We start from the raw sequence: 26,099 nt of genomic DNA on the forward strand, positions 1-26,099 counted from the left end.
GGTTAAAAATAACTAGCCAAATTGGTAGCAGTAATGATAAAACAACCCCTAATATTACAATAACTTATGTGTAACTTTTAATCTGTGAGAAGGTGAGATAAGTAATATAAAAGCCTATTTGTGTTAAGTTTTAAGCTTGATCTAGCGTAACCTAAGCGAATGATAACTGTGTTTAGATGCTCGACTGTCTTTTCACTACCTTTGCGTAACGCAAGTAAAAACTCAAAGGTGATTATTTTTGATTATCCAGTTTGTGGAGCACTCTGCGTTATTACTCGCACTGTGCTGGTTGATGACTTTAAACATCCGTCGCTGGGAACGTAATAACAGCGTTGCTAAAGTGATTAGCGGTGTGATCTTTGGCCTAACCTGTGCTATTGGAATGATGATAGCGGTGACGTTTGATAATGGCTGGGTGTTTGATGCGCGCTCTGTGGTACTAAGTATCGCAGCCTTTGTGAGTGGCCCATTAGTTGCCGTTATTGCAGGTATAATTGCAGCCAGCTACCGCCTGTGGCTTGGTGGCGCTGGTATGACGGGCGGCTTGGTTGTTATTGGGGGATCGATATTATTTGGCCTACTTTATCGTCATTTATACCAACACAACAAAGTAGGCAACGGGCTTATCTCGCTATTTTGTTTTGGCCTATTGGTGCATTTAAGCTTGCTTGGGCACTTTTTGTTGTTGCCAGCCGCGGGAGAGATAGCAGTACAAGCAGGTATCGCTATGCTGTTAGTGATGCCATTAACCACAGTGTGCTTGGGGTGGATGTTAGAAGATATTAAGCGTCGTCATCATAATGAACGTGAGCTACAAATTTCTGCTACCGCTTTTGAAGTAAGACAAGTGATGATAGTAGCCGATAAAGACCGTCGTATTTTAAGAGTAAACCGAACTTTTACTACCGTTACCGGTTACGAGGCTGAAGAAGTGGTGGGTAAAAGTACGAGCATATTTCACTCTGGGCGCCATGATGCTGCTTTTTATGAACAGATGCAGCAGCAGTTAGCCGCCGCTGGGCGTTGGCAAGGAGAAATATGGAACCGCCGTAAAAGTGGCGACGTTTATCCCGCTTGGCTATCAATGAGTGCGGTGCGTAATGCTCAGGGTAAGATCACTCATTATGTCTCATCAATGGAAGATATTAGTGAGCGTAAAGCGGCTGAAGCACGTATTCATCATTTAGCCTCATTTGATGAGCTTACCGGCTTACCTAATCGCAGCTTACTTTTTGACCGAGTTCAACAGGCCATTAATTTCACAGAAAATAATAAGCGTTATGCTTGTTTGCTGTTTATTGATTTAGACGGTTTTAAAAGTATTAATGATCTTTATGGCCATGAAACGGGCGATCAGGTGTTGTTAGAAGTGGCAAGGCGACTCAGTCGTGTGCTTTATTCTAACGATACATTGGCGCGTTTAGGGGCTGATGAATTTGTGATTATGACAGAGAACTTAAGTGTCTCGCACGAACCTGCCTTAATGCGGGCTGAGCAATATGCGATGCGCGTCAATCAGTTACTGAGCCAGCCTTATCAGGTAGCCGATAATAAGCTATATAGCAGTGCCAGCATTGGGGTTGTTTTATTTAAAGATGCCAGCAGTGCCAGCATTGGGGTTGTTTTATTTAAAGATGCCAGCAGTTCGAGTAATGAGCTGATACAGCATGCGGAAATTGCCATGCATCAGGCCAAAGCATCAGGTAAACAAAGTATACGTTGTTTTGACCCTGCCATGCAGGAAGAAGTGAATGCGCGCCTATTATTAGAAGACGATATTCGCCGTGGCTTACAGGCCCAAGAGTTTATCCCTTATTTTCAGCCCCAGTTAAATGAGTTAGGCCAAGTAACAGGGGCAGAAGTGTTAGCACGTTGGCAGCATGCCGAGCGCGGGCTATTAACCCCTAACTACTTTATTTCAGTTGCTGAACAGGCAGAGTTAATTGAGCAAATTGATCTACAAATGCTCCGCCAAGCGTGTTTGCAGCTGGCATTATGGCAACAGACCTCCACAACTAGCTCACTGCGTTTGGCGGTTAATTTAAGTGCACGTTTGCTCTACAGAACAGACTTTGTAGAAATGATATTGCAGTTTTTAGCAGAATCAGGCGCCGATCCGCGTCAGTTAAAGCTAGAGCTAACAGAAACCATGCTGTTTGATGATATGACCACCGCCATAGCGCGTATGCAGGAACTAAAAAAGTTAGGCATTCGCTTTTCTATCGATGATTTTGGTACTGGCTACTCTTCGTTGGCGTACTTACAAAAGCTGCCACTTAACCAACTAAAAATTGATCAGTCTTTTGTGCGAGCGTTACTAATAGAGGATAGCAGTGAGGCCATCATTAAAGCCATTTGTGCATTAGCCGACAGCCTAGATTTAGAGGTGATCGCTGAAGGCGTAGAAACCCAAGCACAATACCAAAAACTGCTCAGCTTAGACTGCCTACACTTTCAGGGCTACTTATTTGGCCGCCCTATGCCGCTGGCTGAATTTGAAAGCTGGCTGAGCCAGCAGCCAAGCTCCTCTTCTTAGATATACTCATAGGCGAGTTTGCTGTTAACGTCTTGGTAAGGCGTTTTTAGCGGCAATCCATTGTGACATATACTTGGTGCTCATCATGCTGTGATGTCGTAGCATGCTGCCGGTAAAATTCGCTAATCTGTGTTCATCAAGCTGATGGGCTATTTGCTCAATATGGCTAATTAACGCAGCCCCTAAGGTCGCGCCATTATATCCTTGTTGTAACAAGGCAGTGCCGTGCAGTTGCGCTTGTTGCCAGCGTGTTTGATCTTGATATAAAGCCACCGCAGCATCGGCCAGCGCTTGAGCATCTTGGGCAATCGTGCCAGGCCAAGGTTTGTCGCCATGCATGCCTTCGCTGCCAATAGGAGTGGTAACACTGGGGGTTTGCATGATCATGGCATCTAATAACTTGCCTTTAATGCCGGCACCAAAGCGCAAGGGGGCCAAGCATACGCGTGCTTGCTCCATCACGCTAAAGGCATCATCTGCCCAGCCTTTGATTAAAAAGCCGGTTTTAGGATTATGTAAGGCGGTGGCTTTGGGGGGCGGGTAAGATCCATAAATATGCAGCTCGGCGCTGGGAAGCTGCTTGCGGATCAGTGGCCAAATTTGTTGTAGATACAAGACGGCATCCCAGTTAGGGGCATGGCGAAAGTTACCTATGGTCATAAAATGCTGGCGCTGGTCAAAGTGTGCGGTGTGAGTCGGTAAGTTGGCTAAATCAACCATAAACGGCAGGTGATGTAATAAGCGAGCATCAAGCTTAAAGGTGTCTTGCAGTAGTTGCATTTCAACATCAGAAATAATCAGTGACAGATCACAGCGCAAAATAGCGGCAATTTCTCGCTTGGCAATATCACTAAATAAATCCGCTGTGCTCATGGCACGTTCGGCCTTATGGGCTTGGTGGCGCGCCTGACGCAGACACTGTAAATCTTCGGTATCGAGTATTTTTAAGGCCTTTGGGCACTGCTTTTCTACTCGCCAGCCAAATTGTTCTTCCATCATAAAACGATCGAACATTACGATATCTGGCGCGTATTGGGCGATATAAGTATCGAAACTGTCACAGTTTAGTGTGATCGCTTGGCTACTAATGCCCTCAGCATTTAAGTCAATCATGTGTTCGGTTGGCTGTGCTGGGGTGGCAAATTCAACCTGCCAGCCTTGTTGTTTATACAGCCGCAAAATCGACAGCATATGGCTACCCGCCGCCGAGGAGTTAGGTTCGGGCCACACATAGCCAATCACCAATACTTTTTTCATTAATAACCTTCTTTATTTAGCCGACTGTAAAAGATCAAAAAGCTCTTTACCACGGAATCCACAGAAAAATAGCTTTAGTTTTAGTGTATTTAGCTAACTGCTTTGTGTTCTCGGCCATAACTGTCTGCAAAGCGCTCTATGTCGTCTTCACCTAAGTAAGCCCCAGTTTGCACTTCTATTAATTCTAATGGCGTTGGCCCTGCATTTTCTAGGGCATGTAACTCGCCGACGGGAATATACACCGACTGATTCTTGGTGACGAAACGTATTTGCTCGCCTTGGGTAACCTTAGCCGTACCGCTTACCACTACCCAATGCTCGGCGCGGTGCTGATGCCTTTGCAACGACAAGCGCCCACCCACATTTACAGTAATACGTTTTACTTGATAGTGCTCGCCATTGTCTATGGCATCAAATTTACCCCAAGGGCGGTGGCATTCACGGTGCAAAATATGCTCGCTGCGACCATCGGCTGCCAACTGTGCCACCAGCTGCTTGATATCTTGCTCATGGTCTTTATGTGCCACTAATACCGCATCTTTGGTCTCTATAATCACCACATCTTGCACCCCTAATGCTGCAACTAATCGATGTTCAGCCATAATCAGGCTTTGGCTCACCTGCTGGGTGAGCACATCGCCGCGCAAGGTATTGCCTTGAGCGTCGGGGGTGAGTTGTTGTGCTAATGCTGACCAAGAGCCGACATCATTCCAACCTGCATTAAGCTCAACCATTGCCGCGTGGGGGGTGTGCTCCATAACGCCATAATCAATAGAGATATTAGGGCTGGCAAGAAAGGCTTCTTTATGGAGGCGAATAAAGTCGAGATCGCGTTCACTTTGGGCTAAAGCCGCTTCACAGGCGGCTAATATTTGCGGCTGACAATGCACTAATTCTTGCAGGTAGCTCTTGGCATTAAACATAAAAATGCCACTGTTCCAATAATACTCACCACTTGCCACATAATGATTGGCGGTGTCTTGGGCGGGCTTTTCTACAAATTGGCTAACTTCAAACCCAGTGGTATCTGTAATGGCTTCCCCACATTGAATATAGCCATAACCGGTTTCGCCATGGGTGGGTTTAATGCCAAAAGTAACCAGCTTGCCGGCGTTTGCTAGTGGTAGTGCCGCGCGAATGGCAGCCTGAAAAGCCGACGTATCTGTTATCGCATGGTCGGCGGGCAGCGCCAGTATAATAGCATCGGCATCTTCTGCTTTATGTGGCACGGGTGTACAAGCAATCTGTTGTTCGGCATACAAGGCAGCTAGCGCGAGCGCGGGTGCAGTATTACGCCCCTCGGGTTCTAGCATTATTTGCGCCTGTATATCCGGTAATTGTCGTACTTGTTCCGCCGCTAAAAATCGGTGTTCTTCATGACAAATAAGCAGTGGCGTTTGTATGTCTAGCCCTGCTAATCGAGCGAGTGTACTTTGCAGTAGAGAAACGTGCGGCGTGAGTAGAGGCAAAAATTGCTTAGGGTGCTGCTGGCGAGACAGTGGCCAAAGTCGGGTGCCGTGGCCCCCTGCCATAATCACTGGAAATAACATACAGAAACTCTTTTACGTTAAATAACAGAAGATAGGGCCAACATTAGGGTTGGGCCGCTTGCTTACAGCTTACAGCTTAACGCTATCATTATTGATTTCATCTTGCGTTAAATAACGCCATTTTCCTACCGGCACATCTAAGCAGATTTTGCCAATTTGCTCGCGGTGTAAGCTCACCACTTTATTACCCACGGCGGCAAACATGCGCTTTACTTGATGAAAGCGCCCCTCGGTAATGGTTAACCGTACTTCTTTGGCGCCAACTTGCTGTAATTGAGCTGGCAGAGTGAGTTTAGTTTCACCTTGCAATGTTAACCCTTGGCTAAACACTTGAGCGGTGTTGGCTGCCAGCGGGTCTCTTAACTGTACCCGATAGGTTTTGCTACAACCATAATTGGGATGCGTGAGCTGATAAGACCAATGCCCATCATCGGTTAACAGCACCAAGCCTGTGGTATCGGCATCGAGCCTCCCAACTAAGTGTAACTCTGCAGATTCATCCATGGTTAGCCAGTTAAAAATAGACGGATAAGCGCCATCTTTATGGGAGCATAAAGTGCCTGCAGGCTTGTTAAACATAAGATAGCGCGCAGGGCGAGCAACGAGAGGCTGACCTTCTAGGGTAATCTGGTTGTTCTCATGTACTTGCTTGGCGATGTCAGTGATCACTATATTATTCACATAAACCTGACCCGCTGTAATTGTGGCTCTGGCTTGAGTGCGATCTAATGCAGTACTGCGGCAAATAAATTTATCGAGGCGCATTTAATACCTCAAGCTGCATCATGCTAAAAATTGTTCCATCGCTAAATGTGGTATGCCCGCATCCATAAACTCATCACCGTAGGCGGTAAAACCGAGTTTGGCATAAAAGTCGACCGCATGAGTTTGCGCGCCTAAATATACTTTTTGATAGCCTAAGCGTGTGGCTTCGGCCACCAGCGCTTGTACTACTTTGGCACCTAAGCCTTGGCCTCTGTGGCTTTTTAAGATGGCAATACGGCCAATATGACCATCATCTAACATACGGCCAGTTCCCACATATTGGCCGTCTACCGCCACTAGTACCTGTATGGCTGAGTCATCTCGCCCATCAAATTCAAGCGCCAGCGATACCCCTTGCTCTTGCATAAATACTGCCTCGCGAATGGCGCGAATAGCTGGGCTATGGGTGGAGTCGTAAGCCACAATCTGAATATCTGACATAGTGGTCCCTTGGTTAAATAATATTAAAAGTTAAATATTTTTTGCCACAAAGTGCAGGCAAGCGGTAATAAGAGCCAGCTATAACGCAAGCTCAGGGTCATCGCTTAAAAACCAACAGCAAGTATCGGGCTGCTGTTGGTTTTTCTGAAAGCTGACGGCTGATCGCTATAAAATCATTTCTTCTTCTGCATAGCCGCAGCCAGTGCCGCCCCCATGGCGCCTTGTGGTGCAGCGGGCTCGCGACGAGCAGGGCGCTGATTGCTTTGCGGTCGCGCAACATTGGTTTTGCGGCTACTGTTGTGATCTGGGCGAGCTTGGTTGCCATTGCCGTGTTCGGCAGCGGTTTGTTCTAGGCGCATGGTTAATGCAATACGTTTGCGTGCTAAGTCCACTTCCATGACTTTAACTTTAACAATATCACCGGCTTTAACCACTTCGCGGGGGTCTTTAATAAAACGGTCGGTGAGCGCCGAAATATGCACTAGCCCGTCTTGATGTACGCCAATATCCACAAAGGCACCAAAGTTAGTGACGTTGGTCACCACTCCTTCTAGCAGCATATCGGGTTCAAGATCGCTTGGTTTTTCAACGCCTTCCATAAAGCGAGCGGCTTTAAACTCGGGGCGCGGATCGCGCCCTGGCTTATCTAGCTCTTTTAGAATGTCTTGTACCGTGGGCAAACCAAAGTCGGCGTCTGTGTAGTCTTGCGGGTTAAGTGACTGTAATAAAAGACTATTACCAATAATGCTCGGCACAGCTTGCTGTTGCTGCTCAACAATGCGCTTAACAACGGGGTAAGCCTCTGGGTGGACGGCTGAGGCATCAAGCGGGTTTTTACCGTCACGAATGCGTAAAAAGCCGGCACATTGCTCATAGGCTTTTGGCCCCAAACGCGGCACTTTTAACAGTTGTTTACGCTCGGTAAAAATACCGTGCTCGTTACGATAAGCCACAATATTGTTGGCCAAGGTAGGAGTCAGGCCCGACACACGAGTTAGCAAAGGCGCCGAGGCCATGTTGACGTCTACGCCCACGGCGTTCACACAGTCTTCTACTACCGCATCTAGGTTACGCGCCAGTTGGGTTTGTGACACATCGTGCTGATATTGGCCCACACCAATACTTTTAGGGTCGATTTTTACTAATTCAGCCAGCGGGTCTTGCAGACGGCGGGCAATGGAGACAGCACCGCGCAGTGACACATCTAAATCGGGAAATTCATTGGCCGCCAGCTCAGAGGCAGAATACACAGAGGCACCGGCTTCGCTAACCACTATTTTTTGCAGCTTTAGCTCGGGCGCTTGTTTCATTAAAGTTTCAACTAAGCGCTCAGTTTCGCGAGAAGCGGTGCCGTTGCCGATACTGATTAAGCTCACCTGATGAGCGCGACATAAGGCGTCCAGAGAGCGTAAACTTTGCTCTACTTTCTTAAAGGGTTCAAACGGATAAATAGTATCTTGCGCCAATAACTTACCTGTGCCATCAACCACCACCACTTTTACCCCGGTACGAATACCCGGATCTAGCCCCATGGTCACGCGCGCACCTGCGGGAGCTGCCATGAGTAAGTCTTGCATATTAAGGCCAAATACCTTGATGGCTTCTACTTCTGCGCGCTCGCGGGCTTGGCCGAGTAATTCGGTTTCCATTTGCAGCGACAGCTTCACACGCCAGGTCCAGCTAACAACGCTCGCCAACCAAGTATCAGCGGCGCGATCTTGGTGTTGCCAATCGATTAAACGACTAATAATGGCTTCACAAGGATGGCTGCTCGCTTGGGTGTCTACTACCAAGCTTAAGCTAAGCACGCCTTCGTTACGGCCGCGTAACATGGCCAGTAAACGATGCGAAGGTACACGGCTAATGGGCTCTTGATGCTCAAAATAGTCTTTAAATTTAGCGCCTGTTTGCTCTTGCCCCGCGCTTACGCGAGATTGTAATTGTCCGTGCTCTTGTAAATATTGGCGCACGGCGTCTAGCACATCTGCCTGTTCGGCAAAGCGCTCCATTAAGATATATTTAGCGCCATCTAAGGCGGCTTTCTCATCGGCTATGCCCGCTTCTGCATTAATAAAATCGGCTGCTAGGCGCTGCGGATCTTGGTTGGGGTTGTTAAATAGCGAGTCTGCTAGTGGCTGTAAACCGGCTTCTTTGGCTATTTGCCCTTTGGTGCGTCGTTTTGGTTTGTAGGGCAGATATAAATCTTCGAGCCGGGTTTTGGTGTCGGCGGTTAATAACTCTTTTTGTAGGGCGTCGGTGAGCTTACCTTGTTCGGTAATGGAATTGATGATCACACCCCGTCTGTCTTCTAGCTCACGCAAATATCCGAGCCGACTTTCTAGGTTACGCAGTTGGGTATCATCTAAACCGCCTGTGGCTTCTTTTCGATAACGTGAAATAAAGGGCACGGTGGCGCCTTCATCGAGTAGCTTTACTGCCGCATCGACTTGCTGTTGCGATACGGCCAGTTCGGTGGCCAAGGCACGGTTTATATTTGTCATCAATAAAAGCTCCGGGCAGCATGCGTGCTACCAAAATGAAAAGGCGTACTAGCTAGACTAGATAAGTATTTAAATAAGCTATTAAGGCAAAGTTGAGCCAGTATGCGCTTATTATGGAACAGAAGTGTGTTGCAAAGAAGAGGGAGCCCTTAGGGAGCTGTCAGCTTTAAGCTGTAAGCGGTCAGATAAAAACAAACCCCGGGCTTTAGCTGCGGGTTATGCGCAGTAAAATATTTTTGTTCAGTAGCTGAATGCTTAAAGCTGACCAGAGGGCGAAGCCAGACAACAAAAAGGGACCCTAGGGTCCCTTTGTTTATACTCGCTTAATAAGGTTAAGCGATATTACTGTAGGGCGCTAACGCGCTCTTGCAGCTTGGTGTCGGTTTGAATGCGCGATGCGATAGCGTTATAGGTGAGGGCATCCAAATTATGTTCTTTTACAGCGTCCAGCATTTGCTCTTGTGCTTGCATTTGTAACTGCTGGGCTTTTTGTTGATCCGTTTCTTCATTCAGTTTTTTCGTAAACTCGTCACGTACTTTAGCCACATCTTGATTAGCGGCAACAAACTTTTTCAAATCACCATCTGTGATGGGGCCTGCTTGTTGGCCTGGTGCAGCTTGTTGAGTAGGAGCACCATTTTGCTGTGCGGGTGCTGAAGCAGGGGCCTGTGCCATAACGGCTGTGGCGCCCATACCAAAAGTGGCAAAGGTGATAGCAGTGGTGAGTGTCTTAAGCTTATTCATAATAAAAACTCCTATTATTAAACAGTCAGTTAATAGGTTGCAGAAGCTGTGCCAACTTTTTGTTTTCTAGTTAAATCTTTGAAATGTAAGTGTTTTGTTGTTTTTAGTGACAGTGTGGCTAAGTCGAGTGGTGTTTTTTATCGATTATTGTGTGTATAAATTACACATGAGAAAAAAGTATCCGTTTAAAAACAACACACCTGCCATTGAGCCAACCCCCAACACTGACCGCAAATGGGGCGTGAGTGGGTTGCAGCGTACGCTGTTAATCTTTGTCGTATTGCCGTTGGTCTTACTCACCGCGCTGGGTATTCGCTTTGGGCTGGGGCAGGCTAATCAATTTCAAGAGCAACGTCTTAAAAACGATCTTGAGTTGGTCGGGCGTGCCATTAGCATTCCGGTGGGCACCGCCTTAAACAAGGGCGATCTCGATGCCGTGGAGCTGGCGTTAGAATCGGTATTTGTGCTGGGTGAAATATATGGCGCCTCGGTATTTGATGTAGATGGCAACCGTGTTGCGTCGGCAGGGGTAACAGAAACCGATTTAACCCGCTCTATTATTCCTGAGCGCATTCGCACCACGGGCCAAGGGCAAGAGGCTTTTAGTCGTGTTAAAGGGCGTAATGTGTTTTCCCATTTTCAGCCATTGTTTGATACTGCTGGCCATATACAAGGTTTGGTGCAAATTACCCGCCGCGCCAGTGACTTTGGTCGGGCTCTTGAGCAACTCACCATTATCGCTTGGGCGTTATGGGGCGTGTTTAGTTTAGTGATACTCGCCAGTGTACTACTGGGGCATTATGGCGGCGTGGGGCGCTATGTTGATAAGTTGCTGGCGCACATGCGTCGCGTGGCCGACGGTGATTTATCTCATCGGGCGGCATTAAATGGGCCTAAAGAAGTGGCCAGTTTAGCGAATGGGTTAAACCAAATGTTAGACAGCATAGAGCAGGCGCACAGAGAGTTAGATGCCCACCGTGCGGCAGAAACCCAATTAGTGGCACGGCTAAAAGATAACGAAAAAATGGTGGCTATTGGCAGCATGGCGCAAGGCATTGCCCATGAACTGGGGGCACCACTGAGTGTGATTGATGGCCGAGCGCGACGCCTAGAGCGGGTGGGAACTTTAAATGAGCAACAACAACGTAACTTAGGGGGTATTCGCTCTCAGGTTGATAGGCTCACCCGCACCGTACGCCAGCTACTAGATTATTGTCGCCCCGCTGCCACTCAGCCTCGCAAGTTAACCGTAAATGCCTTAATACAAGATGTACTTGCTGCTATTGCGCCTGAGTTTGAAGCTAAAGGTTGCCAGTTAAGTACCCAGTTACCCGAGCGTCTGCCCGATGTATTGGCCGATGCGGGTCGCTTAGAGCTGGCATTACTTAATTTATTACGTAATGCCCTGCAGGCCGCCGAAGGTGATATTGGAGTTTGGGTGGCCGCAAATAGCCAATGGCTGGTGATCCGCATTATTGATGATGGCCATGGCTTGCCCGAAGACTGCGCGCCCGCTCAGCTGACCGAGCCCTTTTTTACCACTAAATCACCCGGCGAAGGCACCGGCCTAGGATTGGCGATTGTGCAAGCCGTAGCTGAAGAGCAGGGCGGTTATTTTGCCTTAAGTAATCACCCAGACGGCGGTTGTGAAGCCTGTTTAATGTTGTCACTGGCTCCCGCGAATAAGAAGGAGGCATAAGCATGAAAGAGGCGCAATATATTCTGCTGGTTGAAGACGACAGTGGCTTGCGAGAGCTGTTGCAAGAAGAGCTAGAGGCGGAAGGCTATAGTGTGACCGCCTGTGGCGATGCCGAGCAAGGCTTGGCATTATTACAACGTCACCCTCCAGATTTATTGATCAGCGACTTGCGCTTGCCCGGAGCGAATGGTTTAAGTTTGCTACCAGCACTTAGTGGCAATGATATTTTGCCTGCGGTGTTAATTATTACCGCCTTTGGCTCGGTACAACAGGCGGTTAAAGCGCTGCAAGCCGGGGCTGATGATTTTTTAACTAAGCCATTAGAGATGGATCATTTCTTACTTACTGTGGCTAAGTTATTAGAAAATCGTCGATTGCGTAGTGAAGTGCAGCATTATCGCAGTTTGCTCGCAATAGAGCAGTTTAATGGCATTATTGGCCAAAGCTCGGCCATGGCGCAGTTGTTTCATCAAATTCGCCAAATTGCCTCCGCCGACGGCCCAGTATTAGTACAAGGTGAAAGTGGCACCGGTAAAGAGTTAGTGGCGCGCGCCTTACATGATCAAAGTGCTCGCAGCCAGGGGCCTTATATGGTGGTGAACTGTGGTGGTATTCCCAGTGAGCTAATGGAAAGCGAGTTTTTTGGTCATGCAGCGGGCGCTTTTACCGGCGCGCGTACTCAGCGAGCCGGCTTATTTCAACAAGCTAATGGTGGCACCTTATTACTGGACGAGCTAGGTGAAATGCCACTTACCTTGCAGGCCAAATTGCTGCGCGTGCTGCAAGATGGCAAGGTGCGGCCTGTGGGGAGCGATCATGAAATTCAGCTAGATGTGCGCATTATCGCCGCCACTAACCGCAACTTAACCGAGGCGGTGAGTGATGGCAGCTTTCGGGAAGACTTATTTTATCGCCTAGAAACTTTTGCTCTGCAAGTACCGCCCTTGCGTGCGCGGGGTGATGATATACAGCGGTTAATTGGCTTCTTTTTAACGCAGTTTAATGCACGCCAACAGCGCCATGTAAAAGGCTTTAGCGATGAAGCACTGGCATTGCTGCAAGCGTATCCATTTCCGGGCAATGTGCGTGAGCTACAAAATGCGGTAGAGCGCGCCGCTACCTTTACGGACAGCCCATTAATTGAGCCACACCATTTACCGCAGCGCATTTGCCAGCAAGCCGAGCCGGCATTATCGGGCGAGTTTGGGGTACTGGAATCAAGTGCGGCTCAAGCAGTCTGTGATGAAGACGTCGATAGTATGGCAACGCTTGAGACCATACAGCGGGAGTATATTCACCGAGTGCTTGCCGCAACCGGCAATAATAAACGCCGCGCCGCCGATATTCTCGGCATCACCCGCCGCACCCTGTATCGTTGGATAGAATAGGCCTTTCGGCAGCCATCAGCTTTAAGCGGTCAGCTGTCAGCTAAAGATAGAGCCAAATCGAGATCCTAAAGCGAGCTCAGGAAGACGGCAAAACGGCTAACTTTGTAGATTGGCGCTTTAGCTGTTGTTTTTAACTGATCGCTTATAGCTGACAGCTTACGGCTGCCCGAAGGGCTGATATTGAATTTTATTCACATACCACTCTTTAATGCCTGATGGCGTTTGCACCAAGACTTCGTCGTCTACTTGCTTGCCAATGAGTGCGCGGGCCATGGGGGAGTTGATGGTAATGTAGTTATTTTTAGGATCGATTTCATCCGTGCCCACAATGCGATAGCGCACTATGTCACCCGCGTCATTTTCCAGCTCAACCCAAGCGCCAAAAAACACCTTGCCGTCTTGGCGTGGGTCATAATCAACAATTTGTAGGGCGTCTAGACGCTTCATTAAAAAGCGTACCCGGCGGTCAATTTCTCTAAGACGCTTCTTGCCATAAATGTATTCAGCGTTCTCACTTCGGTCACCGAGTGCCGCCGCTTCCGATACCGCTTGGGTGACGGCGGGGCGTTCCACTTTCCACAGCTCTTTTAACTCTTCATCCAGTTTATGCCAGCCGGCGCGGGTGATCAGGTTGGTTTTCATCCGTTTTCATCTCGTTAATGGCCAAACAAATAGAGCAACATTGTGGCTGAGCAGGACAGAAGAAGAAAGTACCTCAGCGGCTTTGAGGCATTTCTCCGTCGGCTTGGCGTGTTATTAGCCTAAATGATCCAGTGGTAGGGCGGTTTCGTGTTTAATACGTCGTAGCACAAAGCTTGAGCGTACGCCGGTTACGCCGCTTAAGCGGGTGAGTTTGCCCAGTAAAAACTGCTGGTAATGCTCCATATCACGCACTATCACTTTTAGCTGATAATCGGCTTCCGTGCCTGTGACTAAGTCACATTCTAATACTTCCGAAAAATCATGAATGGCGGCGTCAAAATTTTCAAATCGCTCAGGGGTGTGCCGATCAAGTGAAATATGAATATAGGCTTGTAAGCTTAAGCCCAGTTGCTGGGCGTTGAGTAAGGTCACATGATCGGCAATTAAGCCGGCATCTTCTAATGCTTTTACTCGCCGAGAACAAGGCGAGGGCGATAAGCCGATACGCTCGGCCAGTTCAAGGTTGCTAATACGGCCATTGCGTTGCATTAGCTCTAAAATACGTCGATCGGTTCGGTCGAGTTGCACGAGATTGCTCAAGGTTATTGCCTAATGAAATTATTTTTTGTTATGGAGATTATAAGGGGTGAATTATTGCTAATAAAGTGTCATCTACCCTTTTATTAGCAACCACTCACCCTAAGTGTTGAGCTATGATAGTTCCATCTTCTGGAGACAAACAGACCGATACCTTCGGAGCCTGTTGCTCACTAATTTAAAAGATTGGTAAGCGCCACAAAGGCTGCATTTTAAGAAAATGTTAGGCTGGGAGCAGGGCCACAAGCCCAATGCATAAGATACGCCCAAGAGGCACAGACAACGGCAAGACCGATAAAAAGAGCACCTTAAGGTGCTCTTTTTTATGGCTGGCAGTGGCGTGTTTAACTTATCTGCCTGAGTATTTTAACTGACGGCTATGTGAATTGTTGTTAGTTAATAATACCGCATGCCATGCGAGCGCCGCCACCGCCTAAGGGTTTTGGGGTATCGCTAAAGTTATCGCCGTTGGCGTGTAGCATAATAGCATGGCCCTGAATTTCGGTGATTGCGGTTAACTTTGGGGCTAAAACCGGGGTCTTGGCATGGCCTTCGTTATCCACATACAGGGCGGGTAAGTCCCCTAAGTGGCCATTTACATCATAAGGACCTAAATGTTGGCCTGTGTCTGTGGGATCAAAGTGGCCACCTGCAGCACCTGCGGGTACCACTTGGCCATTATCTTTCGTTTTAGGCCCACAGTCTGGGTGCTGATGCACATGAAAACCATGTAAGCCTGGGGTTAATCCCGATAGTTGGGGGGTAAACAATAAGCCGTAATCGGTTTCACTGACCGCAATGGTCCCCAACTCAAGGGTAGTGCCTTGCTCATCCACCTGGTGAACGTCAATATCTACGTTTTTAGCAAAGGCTGAACCACTAATGGTTGCTGCTAAAATAGTGGTCGTTAATAAAGCATGCTTCATTTTAAAACTCCTATTTTATCAAGTAGTTTCGTCAACTAAGCTTAGAGCAAGCCCCACCAATATTCGACCCTTGTGACGGTATAAGCCAGATCTGCTAAATAATGCGCGCTGTCGTTTGCTTGGTAATAAGAATGGCAATGGATTTAGAAGTAGGGGTGTCTGAGCCCTCACCCACGCTGTGTAATGGCACCAAAGGATTGGTTTCTGGGTAGTAAGCCGCCACGTTACCCGGCGGAATATCATAGGCAACGATTTTAAAGCCACCAACTTTACGCTCCACATTATCTAACCAAATACTGCTTAACTCGACCCAATCGCCGGCTTTAAGCCCGCGGCGCTTAATTTCAATTGGGTTCATAAACAGCACCATGCGTTGACCATAAACCCCACGGTAACGATCATCCATACCATAAATAGTGGTGTTGTACTGATCGTGAGAGCGCAGCGTTTGTAAGGTAGAAAGCACACCTGCTGCTTTGGCGGTAATCGCCTCGGGAATTAACTGACTTGGCAGAGGATCGGCGCCAAAGTTGGCTTTGCCATTGGCGGTTTGCCATTGATAACGGGCGGCACTGTTGCCTAAATAAAAGCCGCCCGGCTGGGTTAGCCTTTCATTTATGTTTTCAAAGCCGGGTAGGGTGGCGGCAATATGCTCACGAATTAAATTATAATCTTGTGCTAAGGCGAGCCAGTTAAGTGGCTTGCTGCCTAAGGTAGCCTGAGCAATACCGGCAACAATGGCGGTTTCTGAGCGCAGGTGTGGGCTATTAGGCTTGGCCACGCCCTCAGAGGCATGCACCATGCTAAATGAGTCTTCCACGGTAATAAATTGTGAGACACCGTCTTGCATATCTCGCTCGGTACGCCCAAGGCAGGGTAAGATCAGCGCGGTTTTACCGGCCATAATATGGCTGCGATTCAGCTTGGTACTAATTTGTACTGTGAGATCGCAGTTTGCCAAGGCTTGTGCGGTGGCCTGGGTATCGGGTGCAGCCGCGGCAATGTTGCCACCGAGGGCGATAAAGACCTTAGATTGACCGTCCAACATGGCCTGAATAGCAGCCACGGCATTATGACCGTGCTGGCGTGGCATAGGCTGGTTAAAGTGTTGCTCCATGCTATCTAAAAAGGCGGCGCTGGGTTGTTCATTAATACCCACGGTTCTATTGCCTTGCACGTTGCTATGGCCACGTACTGGGCATAAACCGGCACCCGTTTTGCCTAGTTGGCCGCATAACAGCTGTAAGTTGGTCATTTCCCGAATGGTGGCCACTGAATGTGTATGTTGGGTAATGCCCATGGCCCAAGTGATGATCACGCGTTTGGCGCCGGCGTACACAGTTGCTGCCTGAGTTATTTGCGCTTGCGTTAGGCCAGACTGCGCTATAATTTGCTGCCATGGCGTGGCATCTACTTGTGCTAAATAGGCGGTGAGCCCTTGTGTATGCTCGGCAATAAAGTCGCGGTCAAAAATGCCGGCTTTACCTTCCGCTAACGCGGCCTTATCCCACGCCAGTAATTGCTTTACCATACCGCGTACCGCGGCCATATCTCCACCTAAGCGCGGACAAAAGTAATGGCTAGAAATGCGCGAGTCTGATGTTGTTAGCATATCTATTGGGCTTTGCGGATCAGCAAATCGCTCTAAACCTCGTTCTTTTAGGTTATTAAAGCTAACAATGGCGGTGCCATTACGGGCCGCGTTACGTAGACTGTGTAACATGCGAGGGTGATTCGTACCTGGGTTTTGACCAAACACAAAAATAGCATCGGCGTGGTCAAAGTCTTTTAATGTCACTGTTCCTTTGCCAACACCAATCGCTTGGGTAAGGGCAACGCCGCTGGCTTCGTGACACAGGTTTGAGCAATCGGGAAAATTATTAGTTCCAAAACTGCGGCCAAATAACTGATAAAGATAAGCGGCTTCGTTGCTGGCGCGACCTGAGGTGTATAGCTCTAACTGGTTAGGATGTTCAAGCGCATGTAAGTGACGGGCAATTAATGCAAAGGCATCCGGCCAAGTAATAGGCTGATAATGATCGGTGTCTCGATTAAGCACCATGGGCTGTTCGATACGACCTTGGTACTCCAAAAAGTAATCACTTTGACGCTGTAAATCGCTAAGGGAGTGCTGAGCAAAAAAAGCCGGTGTAACCTGCTTTTTAGTGGCCTCCCAACTAATGGCCTTAGCGCCGTTTTCACAAAACGAAAAATGCTTACCTGGCTCGTCTCCCCACGCACAGCCGGGGCAGTCGAATCCTTTTACCTTATTCGCTCGTAATAAATTACGAACATTGGCTGCCGGCTGCTTGCTCCCCAACACAAAACGCGTGGTAGAAGATAAGGCGCCCCAGCCACCCGCTGCGCCTTGATAGGGTTTAATTTTTTTTGACATAACTATCTTCCGCTACGGTTGCTGGCTGGCATAAAAAGATACCACTCAGCCAAATAAATGAATAATAAGAGTCTAGACAGCGGATGAGCGAGGATCTAATTGAAAAAACTGATAGCAAGATAGATATTGTTTATCAACTATAAAGTTAATCATCTTTTTTATTGATGAAAAAGGGAGTGCCATGGACATAAAGCAGCTGCATTATCTGTGTGCCTTAGCTAAAACGCGCCATTTTGGGCGTGCGGCTCAGGCTTGCCATATTACTCAACCCACGCTGTCGATGCGTATCAAGCAACTCGAAACTGAATTGGGCGTGTTATTAATTCACCGTGGCAAGCAGTTTGAAGGTTTTACCCCAGAAGGCGAGCGAGTATTGGCACAAGCGCGCGTGTTGTTAAGCCATTACGATAACCTCAAGTTAGAGGTGGCAGCCATGAAGGGCAGCCTAACCGGCACAGTGCGCTTAGGGTTAGTACCGCTAAGTTGTATGGATTTAAGCCCCATATTGGCGCGTTTACATCAGCGTTATACGAGCTTAAATTTTGAAATTAATGACATGACGGCAGATGATATTTTACAAGGTCTAGAAAATAACAGCTTAGACATAGGTGGCGGTTTTTTTGAGCCAGACGTGTTAGCCAAGCTAACAAGTTTAGCGCTACCAGAACAAGGTGTGGTGCTTGCTTTTGCTGCATCTTGGGGTAAGCAGATACCTAACTGCCCTACGGTATTTGATCTTGCCAAATTGGCGGTGTGCTTACCTAAAGAAGGGATGTATTTTAGGCGTTATCTCGACACTATTTTTGCCCAACAGGGGATAACACTTCAGCCTGTGCTGTCTTCTAATTCGGTCTATCGCTTAATGCGAGCAGTGCACTCGGGTCTTGGTTGTGCGCTTATTCCGGCGGGTAGTGTGTTATTTACTGAATTGCCAGGTGTTGAAACGCGACCACTAGTATTACCCGCTATGGCAAGAACCGGCGCTTTGGTGATGCGCAATGATGATCAGGCAAGCGTGCTAGCTAAAGGCTTCTTTGAGGCGGCTAGGGATTATTGGCATTTATCGAATCAATTCCACATAAACCATTAAGCTGTTCTATGCTTAACAATTAGCTTTTAGTACTAGAGGGGAGTGAGCAAGTCCTTGCTCACTTAATGACAGGCAGCCATACAATAATAACAGTGAGCACGGATATGCGACGGCAATATAATCAGGATGATTCATTGCGCACTGTAGTCGATATAACTGCCCAAGATTTAGGGGGGTATGATTGGCGACAATTGTGCGAACGGGCCGCAGAATGCGCGAATGCGGAGGCTGCTTGTTTTGCTTTTTGTCAGGCAAGTGAAACTGCGCCCTCGTTAGCCATGGGGCGGCATTGGCCCATTACTATTAGACCGAGCTTAACGGAGTATCGCGATATTTGGCAACAAGAACGCTTTTATCAGTCGGTTATTAAGCTGAGTAAAGGGTTGGCTGGATATTATTTAGCGGTGCCCATTCAACGCGGCGCCCTCAGTGGCTTGTTATTACTTAAGTATGCAAACAGTAGCCAGGTGCTAAGTGGCTCTCAGCGGCAATGGTTAGATATTTTAGCGGTGCAGGGCGCCTTGCTATGGGGTGAGCGCCACGGAAGCCTGCGCCAGCATAGGCGTGAGGGAGCAACACGGCGCTTATTGAGTCGCCTTAAAGTGATCTTTGACCACGTGCCTATTCCTATTAATGTGTTTAATACGGACGGCAAATGTGTGCTGTGGAACCGTGAGTGTGAAAGGATATTTGGTTGGAGTTTTGAAGAGGTTAGGCAGCATCCTGAGCCCATCAGTTTGTTCTACCCTGATCCGATAGAGCAACAGCAAGTAAAAATGGCATTTAAGGAGCACAGTAGTTCTCGATTTCGCGAGTGGCACCCAAGTAATAGAGCTGGCGATAAGCTAACAGTGTTGTGGGCCAATATTATACTGTTAAACAACGATATGCTGTCAGTCGGTCATGATATTAGTAAGCAAAAAGAAATGAACCGTCGCCAGCTGCTAGCGGCCAGTGTCTTTGAGTCGAGTTACAATGGCATTATGATCATTGATCTCGACCATAATATTACCCATATCAACCCAGCATACACGCGTATTACAGGGTATTCGCTTGCGGAGTCGGTGGGGCGCCTGCCTAATTTTCTACAAAATAATCATCTTGATGATGCACTTTATCAAGAGCTCTGCCAGCATTTTAAAGAGCATGAACACTGGCAAGGTGAGCTCTCAGCACTGCGTAAAAATGGTGAAACCTATGCACTATTATTAGCTATTTCTAAAGTAAAAGATGAGCATAATCAGCCGCTTAATTACGTTGCTATATTTTCCGATATTACTTATTTAAAAAATCATGAAGCTGAATTGAAGCATCAAGCTTGCCACGATGTATTAACGGGTGTGCCCAACCGGTTACTGTTTGGTGAGCTATTAGAGCAAGCGATTTCGGCAGCTGAGCGCCATCAAGGGCAGCTTGCGGTTTGTTATCTTGATTTAGATGGCTTTAAGTTGGTGAATGATAATTTAGGCCATGCTGCGGGTGATAAATTATTGGTTGAGATCAGTCGTCGTTTAGGAGGCGTAACCCGAAGCTGTGATGCCATGGCGCGTTTAGGAGGAGATGAGTTTGCGCTCTTGTTTACTGAGTTACACAGCAGCTTAGAATGCGATGAAATATTAACGCGGGTACAGAGTATTATTCACCAACCATTTGAGCTAGAAGGGCAAGAGGTTCAGGTTTCAGCCAGTATTGGGGTTGCCTTATACCCACAAGATGCCAACGAAGCGGAGTTACTACTACGATATGCCGACCAAGCTATGTATCAAGCGAAACGTTTAGGTAAACATACTCATGTGTTTTTTGATGCCAAGCTGCATCTGCAAGAACAAGATCGTAGATTACAATTATCACGGATTAAAAGCGCCTTTCAGCAAGGTGAATTGCTGCTTTATTATCAACCCACTATTGATCTTTTTAATCGTCAAGTGATAGGGCTTGAAGCTTTATTGCGTTGGCACGACCCCAAACGGGGCTTACTTACGCCCTCTGAATTTTTGCCGGCCCTGGTGGGGACGAGTTTAGAGTTTGAGTTGGGGATGTGGGTCATTGAGCAAGTACTGAGCCAAATGACAATATGGAGCCAACAAGGGCTGTTATTTAAGGTGAGCTTTAATGTGAGCCGTGGCCAGCTGATGCATGGTAATTTTAGTCATGAGTTAGGTCGCTTATTGGCCAAGTATCCTTTAGTTCAGCCCTCGTTATTAGAGCTGGAGTTTCAAGAGTGCGCGGTGTCGGCAGATATTAATGCGGCAGTGGCGGTGTTACAAGGTTGCCGCCAGCTAGGAATTTGTGTGTCGTTAGATAACTTTGGTACTGGGTATGCCTCCTTAAGTCATCTTAATCAGTTACCTGTCACTACCTTAAAGATAGACCGCAGTTTTATTACCAATCTGCTCTCTAATGCCCATGACGTCAGTATGGTTGAAAGTGTGGTGCAATTAGCATCAGCACTAAAAATGACGGTAACAGCGAAAGGAGTAGAGTCAGTGGAACAAGGGACGCGTTTACAACAGCTAGGCTGTCGGTATGTGCAGGGGTATGGTATTTCTCAGCCATTACCTCCAGAGCAGGTATTAGATTGGCTAAACCAATGGAATAGCCAACCAGAAAATGCCAACCATAAAAAAGGGTGAGACTAAGCTCACCCTGTTAGCATCAACTCATTAAAAGAGTATTACAGCTGTGGCCCTGCGGCTATTAGTGCTTTACCTTCAGGGGTGTCGGTAAATTTATCAAAGTTATCAACAAAGAGTTGTGCCAGGTTTTGGGCTTTCTCGTCCCACTGGCTTGGGTCTGCATAGGTATTACGAGGGTCTAAAATAGACGTATCTTCTACCCCTGCCAAATGAGTGGGTACGGCAACATTAAAGTAAGGTAGTTCTACAAATTCGGCATCTTCGATAGAGCCATCTAAAATGGCGTTAATAATAGCGCGAGTGGCTTTAATAGAAATACGCTTGCCTGTGCCGTTCCAACCGGTATTCACTAAGTAAGCTTGAGCTCCTACCGCATCCATTCGTTTCGCCAGTACTTCAGCATACTGAGTGGGGTGCAAGCTTAAGAAAGCAGCACCAAAGCAGCTAGAAAAAGTAGGAGTAGGTTCGGTAATACCGCGCTCGGTACCGGCCAATTTGGCAGTAAAACCAGATAAAAAGTGATACTGAGCTTGCTCACGAGTGAGTTTGCTCACTGGCGGTAGTACACCAAAGGCATCAGCGGTTAAGAAAATGACTTTTTTAGCGTGCCCTGCTTTAGAGACCGGCTTAACAATATTATCAATGTGATAAATAGGGTAAGAGACACGGGTATTCTCGGTTTTACTACCGTCGTCAAAATCAACAGTACCGTCTGCTAATACAGTCACGTTTTCGAGTAGTGCGTCACGACGAATGGCAGCGTAGATTTCGGGCTCGTTTTCTTTACTCAACTTGATGGTTTTGGCATAGCAGCCGCCTTCAAAGTTGAACACGCCATCGTCATCCCAACCATGCTCGTCATCACCAATCAATGCGCGATTAGGGTCGGTTGACAGGGTCGTTTTACCGGTACCCGATAGGCCAAAGAACACGGCTACATCACCGTCTTTGCCTACGTTGGCAGAACAATGCATAGAGGCAATACCTTTTAGCGGTAATAGGTAGTTCATCATAGAGAACATACCTTTTTTCATTTCGCCGCCATACCAAGTACCACCAATTAACTGAATACGCTCGGTGAGGTTAAAGGCGACAAAGTTTTCGCTGTTTAGGCCCTGTTCTTTCCAGTTTGGGTTGGTGCATTTAGCGCCATTCATCACTACAAAGTCAGGTACAAAGCTCGCTAATTCGTCTTCATTAGGGCGCACAAACATATTTTTTACAAAGTGCGCTTGCCACGCGACTTCAGTAATAAAACGAACGGCTAAGCGGGTATCAGGGTTAGCGCCGCAAAAAGTGTCAATAACAAATAACCGCTTGCCAGATAGCTGCTCTGTCACCACGCCTTTTAGCGCGGCCCAGGTGTCTTGGCTCATGGGCTTATTATCGTTTTTGCCTTGGTCCGCCCACCATACAGTATCGCGAGTAATGTCGTCGCGTACTATGTATTTATCTTTGGGAGAGCGGCCAGTAAAAATACCGGTATCAACGGCAACGGCACCTAGGCTGGTTTCGACCCCTTTTTCATAGCCGGTTAAATCAGCTTGGGTTTCTTCAATAAATAGCTGTTCGTAAGAGGGGTTATGCAAGATCTCATTTGCATTGTGAATACCGTATTCAGAAAGGCCGAGCTGCTGTGCCTTGGATGTCATTGTTATCTCCAAAAAGAGCGAATGGTTACGCATGGATAAGATTGTGATGTATTAGGCAAGATTAGCAGCAAAGCAGATTTATTTAGGGGATCAAGGTCAAAATTTAGAGTTTTGCATGGGTAATTAATCTAAAAAGGGGCACAAAGCCCCTTTGTATTGTCAACGATGTTAGTGGATTGTCGGTGGTGTTTTGAAGAGATTTTGCACGTCTGCTGGATTAAAATGGTAGTTTTGACCACAATAATCGCAGTTCATCTCGATTTTCCCTACTTCGGTAACCACATCGGTTGCTTCTGCTTCACCTAATTGTAGCAAGGCTTGTTCACATTTTTCACGAGAGCAGCCGCAGTGAAAGCTGACCGGTTGTGGATCAAAAACCCGTACCGCGTCTTGATGATACAATCGGTAGAGAATTTCATGCGCATCTAGGCCGAGCAGCTCTTGAGCTTTAATGGTGTGAGTGAGTGCTTCTAAGTGCTCAAAATCACCTTCTTGGGCATTAGGCAGCGCTTGTAGCAAGATACCGGCACACTGAGGCTGTTCTTGTTCGGGGTCGGTAAACAGCCAAATGCGCGTCTTAAGTTGTTCAGACTGAGCAAAGTAGTCTTCTATGCTTTTGCTAAGAGAGCCTTGGCTCAGCTCTACAATGCCCTGATAACGCTCGCCATCATTGGGAGTGATGGTGATGGCTAAATAGCCCTTACCCATCAGCTCAGCTAAATTATCAGAATCAGGGAGCTCACCTTCCCAACGTGCTATGCCGCGTAACTGTTGGTTATTATCGCCATTAACCACAGCCAAAGAGACGGGCCCGTCGCCTTGCAGTTGTACGTTAATGTGACCTTCAAATTTGAGTGTTGCCGTGAGCAGGCTGGTGGCTGTTAATAACTCACCAAGTAGTCGTTGCACGGGGGCGGGGTAATCTTGAGATGCCAGTATTTGCTGATAACTTTGTTGCAGCTGTACCAGTTCGCCGCGCACTTCATAGTTGTCAAACAGGTAGCGGTGCAATGTATCTATTTGTTGAGTCATAAAATCCTGTCTCGGCCTAGGGCTCTTGGTTTAATGCTAAAAGGTTCTACTTATACAAGTATATCTTAAATATGGGGACAAGATCCCGACTAACAAGAGCATGTGCGCTATACGTTGTAGCTTATGCTCTGGACTTTTTCTTTAGCTGATAGCTTACGGCTTCAAGCTTACCGCTCCCCGCTGTACGCCTTACGTAAAGGCATTCTGCTGTTTTATGTCGTATAGCGTATGGCGTATCACGTACAGCTTTGTTTGGTTATTCTTGCCCATGTTTAATTTTTAGCAAAGAGCGGCGTTCTTTTTTATCGGGCTTGCGCTGCGGGCTGGGTGCAAACTGACTATTGAGCTTGCGCGCTGCGGCATTTTGTTCACGCTTTTTAAGGCTCTCTGGGGTTTCTTGATATAGCAGCTGGGCTTGCTCGGCTTTGCCTCTGTGCTCTGATAACTTAAGTATCTGTACTTCTTTTTCATCGTGCCCTTGGCGCACACGAACTAAAGCGCCCACTTCTATGACTTTGCTGGGTTTGCTGCGTTGGCCATTATAATGCACTTTGCCACCATCAATCATGGTGCGAGCTAGGCTGCGGGTTTTATAAAAGCGGGCCGCCCAGAGCCATTTATCTAGGCGAACGCCAGCAGTCACTTCCTTCATGATTTTTCGCTCTGTAATCTGGAACTATGATAAGCGGATGATAGCAGATGCGAAAGCGTGAGGTTTAGTCATGCTGACATAATAGTGACCTAAGATGCTATTCGGGGGCAGACGTTTAGGCTCAGTTGCGATAATCTTTAACTAAGCTGAGCCAACCATGGAACAGAAAGATGGCAGATAATAAACACAAGCCCCAAATACTGCATACAGAATTGGTGGCCGAAAGCCGATTATTCAAAATTGAGTCGCTACATCTTAAGTTTAGTAATAATGTAGAGCGGGTTTACGAGCGCATGCGTAGCAGCGGGTGTGGCGCTGTGATGCTGGTACCCATGTTGGATGATAAGACTATTTTATTGATCCGAGAATACTCCGCAGGCAGTCATAGTTATGAGTTGGGCTTTCCTAAAGGCTTAATCGACCCTGGTGAAAATGCCATGGAGGCGGGTAATAGAGAGCTGATGGAAGAGGTGGGTTATGGTGCGAGACAGCTCACACACTTAAAACAAGTCAGTCTAGCGCCTGGCTATTTTGGTAGTCGAATGGATATCTTATTAGCCCGAGATCTGTATCCTGAACAAAGAGAGGGGGACGAGCCAGAGCCACTTGAAGTGGTGCCTTGGCCACTGGATAACTTAGATCAGTTGATGGCCCGGCCTGATTTCAGTGAAGCACGCAGCATTTGTGGATTATTTCTGCTGCAAGACTGGCTCGATAAAAAGGAGTAAGCATGGATATCTCTGCCTTGTTACCTAAGGTTATCGCCGCAGCCCGAGAGTCTGGCGGTATTATTTTAGCCTTGTATAACACAGGGCAATATGAAGCTGAAAATAAAGACGACGATAGCCCGGTCACCAGTGCTGACTTGGCTGCACATGACTATTTAAAGTTGGCACTAAAAGAGATTGCCGATATTCCAGTATTATCGGAAGAAGGCTGTGATGTGTCATTAGCTGAGCGCAGCAGTTGGTCTCAATATTGGCTGGTTGATCCGCTAGATGGTACTCAAGAGTTTATTGCTGGCAGCGGTGATTTTTCTACCATGATTGCCTTAATTGAACACGGAAAGCCGGTGCTGGGCGTGGTATATGGGCCGGTTAATGATCTGCTGTATTATGCGGTGTCGGGCCAAGGTGCTTTTAAGGAAGCGAATGGTAAAACTCGAGCGATTTCGGCCAGCCACTATGATAAAAGCCAACCACCGCGCCAGCTGCGTATTACGGTGAGCCGCCGGCAAAATGTGGACTGGGTGCGTGCCTGTTTAACCAAAGAGTTAGACTACAGCTTGGTACCCTTGGGCTCTAGCTCATTAAAGTCGTGCTTGGTGGCTGAGGGAGGGGCGGATATTTATATGCGTATCGGCCCAACTGGCGAGTGGGATACGGGGGCGACGCAATGCATAGTAGAAGAAGCGGGGGGACGTATTTTAGATTTATATTTAGCGCCGCTAAGCTATAACTGTCGTCACACCTTGATTAACCCTAACTTTATTACCATGGGTGATACAGCCTTGCCTTGGGCTGATATTTTGGTTGACCCAGAAGGTCATGGCCGGCAAACAAAGCCGTAAGCGATTTAACTGACGCCTTAAGGCTT

At 47.5% G+C, this 26,099-nt stretch carries 20 protein-coding genes; 7 read left to right on the forward strand and 13 right to left on the reverse strand.

From position 1 onward, the window contains the following. Positions 1-238: 238 nt before the first annotated feature. Positions 239-2,536 carry a putative bifunctional diguanylate cyclase/phosphodiesterase gene (locus tag J3U76_RS14615; protein WP_208005532.1) on the forward strand — a complete coding sequence of 766 codons (2,298 nt, stop codon included), beginning with the start codon at positions 239-241 and terminating at the stop codon, positions 2,534-2,536. 24 nt (positions 2,537-2,560) lie between these two features. Here the strand turns inward: J3U76_RS14615 and J3U76_RS08480 are convergent, their stop codons facing one another. The 6 genes from J3U76_RS08480 to J3U76_RS08505 form a co-directional block, all read right to left on the reverse strand. Beyond that, on the reverse strand, positions 2,561-3,793 hold the full coding sequence (locus J3U76_RS08480) for a glycosyltransferase (protein ID WP_208005533.1): 1,233 nt from the start codon (positions 3,791-3,793) through the stop codon (positions 2,561-2,563). 89 nt (positions 3,794-3,882) lie between these two features. Next, the gene (locus tag J3U76_RS08485) at positions 3,883-5,343 is read right to left on the reverse strand and encodes a mannose-1-phosphate guanylyltransferase/mannose-6-phosphate isomerase (RefSeq protein ID WP_208005534.1); all 1,461 of its coding nucleotides are present in this window, start codon (positions 5,341-5,343) and stop codon (positions 3,883-3,885) included. A 69-nt stretch (positions 5,344-5,412) separates the two neighbouring features. Further along, entirely contained in the window at positions 5,413-6,108 is a 696-nt protein-coding gene (locus J3U76_RS08490) for a pseudouridine synthase (RefSeq protein WP_208005535.1), read from the reverse strand. Between the two features lie 18 nt (positions 6,109-6,126). After that, positions 6,127-6,549 (reverse strand): GNAT family N-acetyltransferase, encoded by a 423-nt coding sequence (locus J3U76_RS08495; protein WP_208005536.1) that lies wholly within the window; start codon positions 6,547-6,549, stop codon positions 6,127-6,129. 173 nt (positions 6,550-6,722) lie between these two features. Continuing rightward, positions 6,723-9,050, reverse strand: a complete 2,328-nt coding sequence (locus J3U76_RS08500; protein ID WP_208005537.1) for a Tex family protein — start codon at positions 9,048-9,050, stop codon at positions 6,723-6,725. 342 nt (positions 9,051-9,392) lie between these two features. Continuing rightward, the gene (locus J3U76_RS08505) at positions 9,393-9,794 is read right to left on the reverse strand and encodes a DUF4168 domain-containing protein (protein ID WP_208005538.1); all 402 of its coding nucleotides are present in this window, start codon (positions 9,792-9,794) and stop codon (positions 9,393-9,395) included. Between the two features lie 94 nt (positions 9,795-9,888). Between J3U76_RS08505 and J3U76_RS08510 the strand changes: the two genes are divergently transcribed. Both J3U76_RS08510 and J3U76_RS08515 read left to right on the forward strand, forming a co-directional pair. After that, the gene (locus tag J3U76_RS08510) at positions 9,889-11,493 is read left to right on the forward strand and encodes a sensor histidine kinase (protein ID WP_208005539.1); all 1,605 of its coding nucleotides are present in this window, start codon (positions 9,889-9,891) and stop codon (positions 11,491-11,493) included. A gap of 2 nt (positions 11,494-11,495) precedes the next feature. Further along, positions 11,496-12,881: a sigma-54-dependent transcriptional regulator gene (locus tag J3U76_RS08515; RefSeq protein WP_208005540.1), complete on the forward strand. Its 1,386-nt coding sequence runs from the start codon at positions 11,496-11,498 to the stop codon at positions 12,879-12,881. A gap of 156 nt (positions 12,882-13,037) precedes the next feature. Here the strand turns inward: J3U76_RS08515 and greB are convergent, their stop codons facing one another. From greB to J3U76_RS08535, 4 genes are all read right to left on the reverse strand, one after another. Next, positions 13,038-13,523, reverse strand: a complete 486-nt coding sequence (greB, locus tag J3U76_RS08520) for a transcription elongation factor GreB (protein ID WP_208005541.1) — start codon at positions 13,521-13,523, stop codon at positions 13,038-13,040. A 114-nt stretch (positions 13,524-13,637) separates the two neighbouring features. Continuing rightward, a complete protein-coding gene (locus J3U76_RS08525) occupies positions 13,638-14,123 on the reverse strand; it encodes an Lrp/AsnC family transcriptional regulator (RefSeq protein ID WP_208005542.1) in 486 nt (161 codons plus the stop codon). Positions 14,124-14,512: 389 nt separating this feature from the next. Continuing rightward, entirely contained in the window at positions 14,513-15,046 is a 534-nt protein-coding gene (gene sodC, locus J3U76_RS08530; RefSeq protein WP_208005543.1) for a superoxide dismutase family protein, read from the reverse strand. A 94-nt stretch (positions 15,047-15,140) separates the two neighbouring features. Further along, positions 15,141-17,441 carry an FdhF/YdeP family oxidoreductase gene (locus J3U76_RS08535; protein ID WP_208005544.1) on the reverse strand — a complete coding sequence of 767 codons (2,301 nt, stop codon included), beginning with the start codon at positions 17,439-17,441 and terminating at the stop codon, positions 15,141-15,143. Between the two features lie 181 nt (positions 17,442-17,622). On the opposite strand from J3U76_RS08535, the gene J3U76_RS08540 reads away from it, so the two are divergent. Continuing rightward, positions 17,623-18,531: a LysR family transcriptional regulator gene (locus J3U76_RS08540; protein ID WP_208005545.1), complete on the forward strand. Its 909-nt coding sequence runs from the start codon at positions 17,623-17,625 to the stop codon at positions 18,529-18,531. Between the two features lie 104 nt (positions 18,532-18,635). Then, positions 18,636-21,164 (forward strand): sensor domain-containing protein, encoded by a 2,529-nt coding sequence (locus tag J3U76_RS08545; protein WP_208005546.1) that lies wholly within the window; start codon positions 18,636-18,638, stop codon positions 21,162-21,164. A 41-nt stretch (positions 21,165-21,205) separates the two neighbouring features. Here J3U76_RS08545 and pckA read toward each other — a convergent pair whose 3' ends face one another. The 3 genes from pckA to hslR form a co-directional block, all read right to left on the reverse strand. After that, positions 21,206-22,819, reverse strand: a complete 1,614-nt coding sequence (pckA, locus tag J3U76_RS08550) for a phosphoenolpyruvate carboxykinase (ATP) (protein WP_208005547.1) — start codon at positions 22,817-22,819, stop codon at positions 21,206-21,208. A 168-nt stretch (positions 22,820-22,987) separates the two neighbouring features. Next, positions 22,988-23,851, reverse strand: a complete 864-nt coding sequence (hslO, locus tag J3U76_RS08555) for an Hsp33 family molecular chaperone HslO (RefSeq protein ID WP_208005548.1) — start codon at positions 23,849-23,851, stop codon at positions 22,988-22,990. A gap of 256 nt (positions 23,852-24,107) precedes the next feature. Beyond that, positions 24,108-24,503, reverse strand: a complete 396-nt coding sequence (gene hslR / locus J3U76_RS08560; protein ID WP_208005549.1) for a ribosome-associated heat shock protein Hsp15 — start codon at positions 24,501-24,503, stop codon at positions 24,108-24,110. 170 nt (positions 24,504-24,673) lie between these two features. Here hslR and nudE point away from each other — a divergent pair, with 170 nt between their 5' ends. After that, the gene (gene nudE / locus J3U76_RS08565) at positions 24,674-25,231 is read left to right on the forward strand and encodes an ADP compounds hydrolase NudE (protein ID WP_208005550.1); all 558 of its coding nucleotides are present in this window, start codon (positions 24,674-24,676) and stop codon (positions 25,229-25,231) included. Positions 25,232-25,233: 2 nt separating this feature from the next. Beyond that, positions 25,234-26,073 carry a 3'(2'),5'-bisphosphate nucleotidase CysQ gene (gene cysQ / locus J3U76_RS08570; protein ID WP_208005551.1) on the forward strand — a complete coding sequence of 280 codons (840 nt, stop codon included), beginning with the start codon at positions 25,234-25,236 and terminating at the stop codon, positions 26,071-26,073. Positions 26,074-26,099: the final 26 nt, after the last annotated feature.

Origin of the sequence: Oceanisphaera pacifica (assembly GCF_017498065.1) — a bacterium.
GTDB lineage: Bacteria > Pseudomonadota > Gammaproteobacteria > Enterobacterales > Aeromonadaceae > Oceanimonas > Oceanimonas pacifica.

What these genes read in the sequence shown, in the direction of transcription:
- J3U76_RS08480 (WP_208005533.1), bottom strand. Translation starts at nt 3,793, where the DNA reads ATGAAAAAAGTATTGGTGATTGGCTATGTGTGGCCCGAACCTAACTCC.
- J3U76_RS08485 (WP_208005534.1), bottom strand. Translation starts at nt 5,343, where the DNA reads ATGTTATTTCCAGTGATTATGGCAGGGGGCCACGGCACCCGACTTTGG.
- J3U76_RS08490 (WP_208005535.1), bottom strand. Translation starts at nt 6,108, where the DNA reads ATGCGCCTCGATAAATTTATTTGCCGCAGTACTGCATTAGATCGCACT.
- J3U76_RS08495 (WP_208005536.1), bottom strand. Translation starts at nt 6,549, where the DNA reads ATGTCAGATATTCAGATTGTGGCTTACGACTCCACCCATAGCCCAGCT.
- J3U76_RS08500 (WP_208005537.1), bottom strand. Translation starts at nt 9,050, where the DNA reads ATGACAAATATAAACCGTGCCTTGGCCACCGAACTGGCCGTATCGCAA.
- J3U76_RS08505 (WP_208005538.1), bottom strand. Translation starts at nt 9,794, where the DNA reads ATGAATAAGCTTAAGACACTCACCACTGCTATCACCTTTGCCACTTTT.
- J3U76_RS08515 (WP_208005540.1), top strand. Translation starts at nt 11,496, where the DNA reads ATGAAAGAGGCGCAATATATTCTGCTGGTTGAAGACGACAGTGGCTTG.
- greB (WP_208005541.1), bottom strand. Translation starts at nt 13,523, where the DNA reads ATGAAAACCAACCTGATCACCCGCGCCGGCTGGCATAAACTGGATGAA.
- sodC (WP_208005543.1), bottom strand. Translation starts at nt 15,046, where the DNA reads ATGAAGCATGCTTTATTAACGACCACTATTTTAGCAGCAACCATTAGT.
- J3U76_RS08535 (WP_208005544.1), bottom strand. Translation starts at nt 17,441, where the DNA reads ATGTCAAAAAAAATTAAACCCTATCAAGGCGCAGCGGGTGGCTGGGGC.
- J3U76_RS08540 (WP_208005545.1), top strand. Translation starts at nt 17,623, where the DNA reads ATGGACATAAAGCAGCTGCATTATCTGTGTGCCTTAGCTAAAACGCGC.
- J3U76_RS08545 (WP_208005546.1), top strand. Translation starts at nt 18,636, where the DNA reads ATGCGACGGCAATATAATCAGGATGATTCATTGCGCACTGTAGTCGAT.
- pckA (WP_208005547.1), bottom strand. Translation starts at nt 22,819, where the DNA reads ATGACATCCAAGGCACAGCAGCTCGGCCTTTCTGAATACGGTATTCAC.
- hslO (WP_208005548.1), bottom strand. Translation starts at nt 23,851, where the DNA reads ATGACTCAACAAATAGATACATTGCACCGCTACCTGTTTGACAACTAT.
- hslR (WP_208005549.1), bottom strand. Translation starts at nt 24,503, where the DNA reads ATGAAGGAAGTGACTGCTGGCGTTCGCCTAGATAAATGGCTCTGGGCG.
- nudE (WP_208005550.1), top strand. Translation starts at nt 24,674, where the DNA reads ATGGCAGATAATAAACACAAGCCCCAAATACTGCATACAGAATTGGTG.
- cysQ (WP_208005551.1), top strand. Translation starts at nt 25,234, where the DNA reads ATGGATATCTCTGCCTTGTTACCTAAGGTTATCGCCGCAGCCCGAGAG.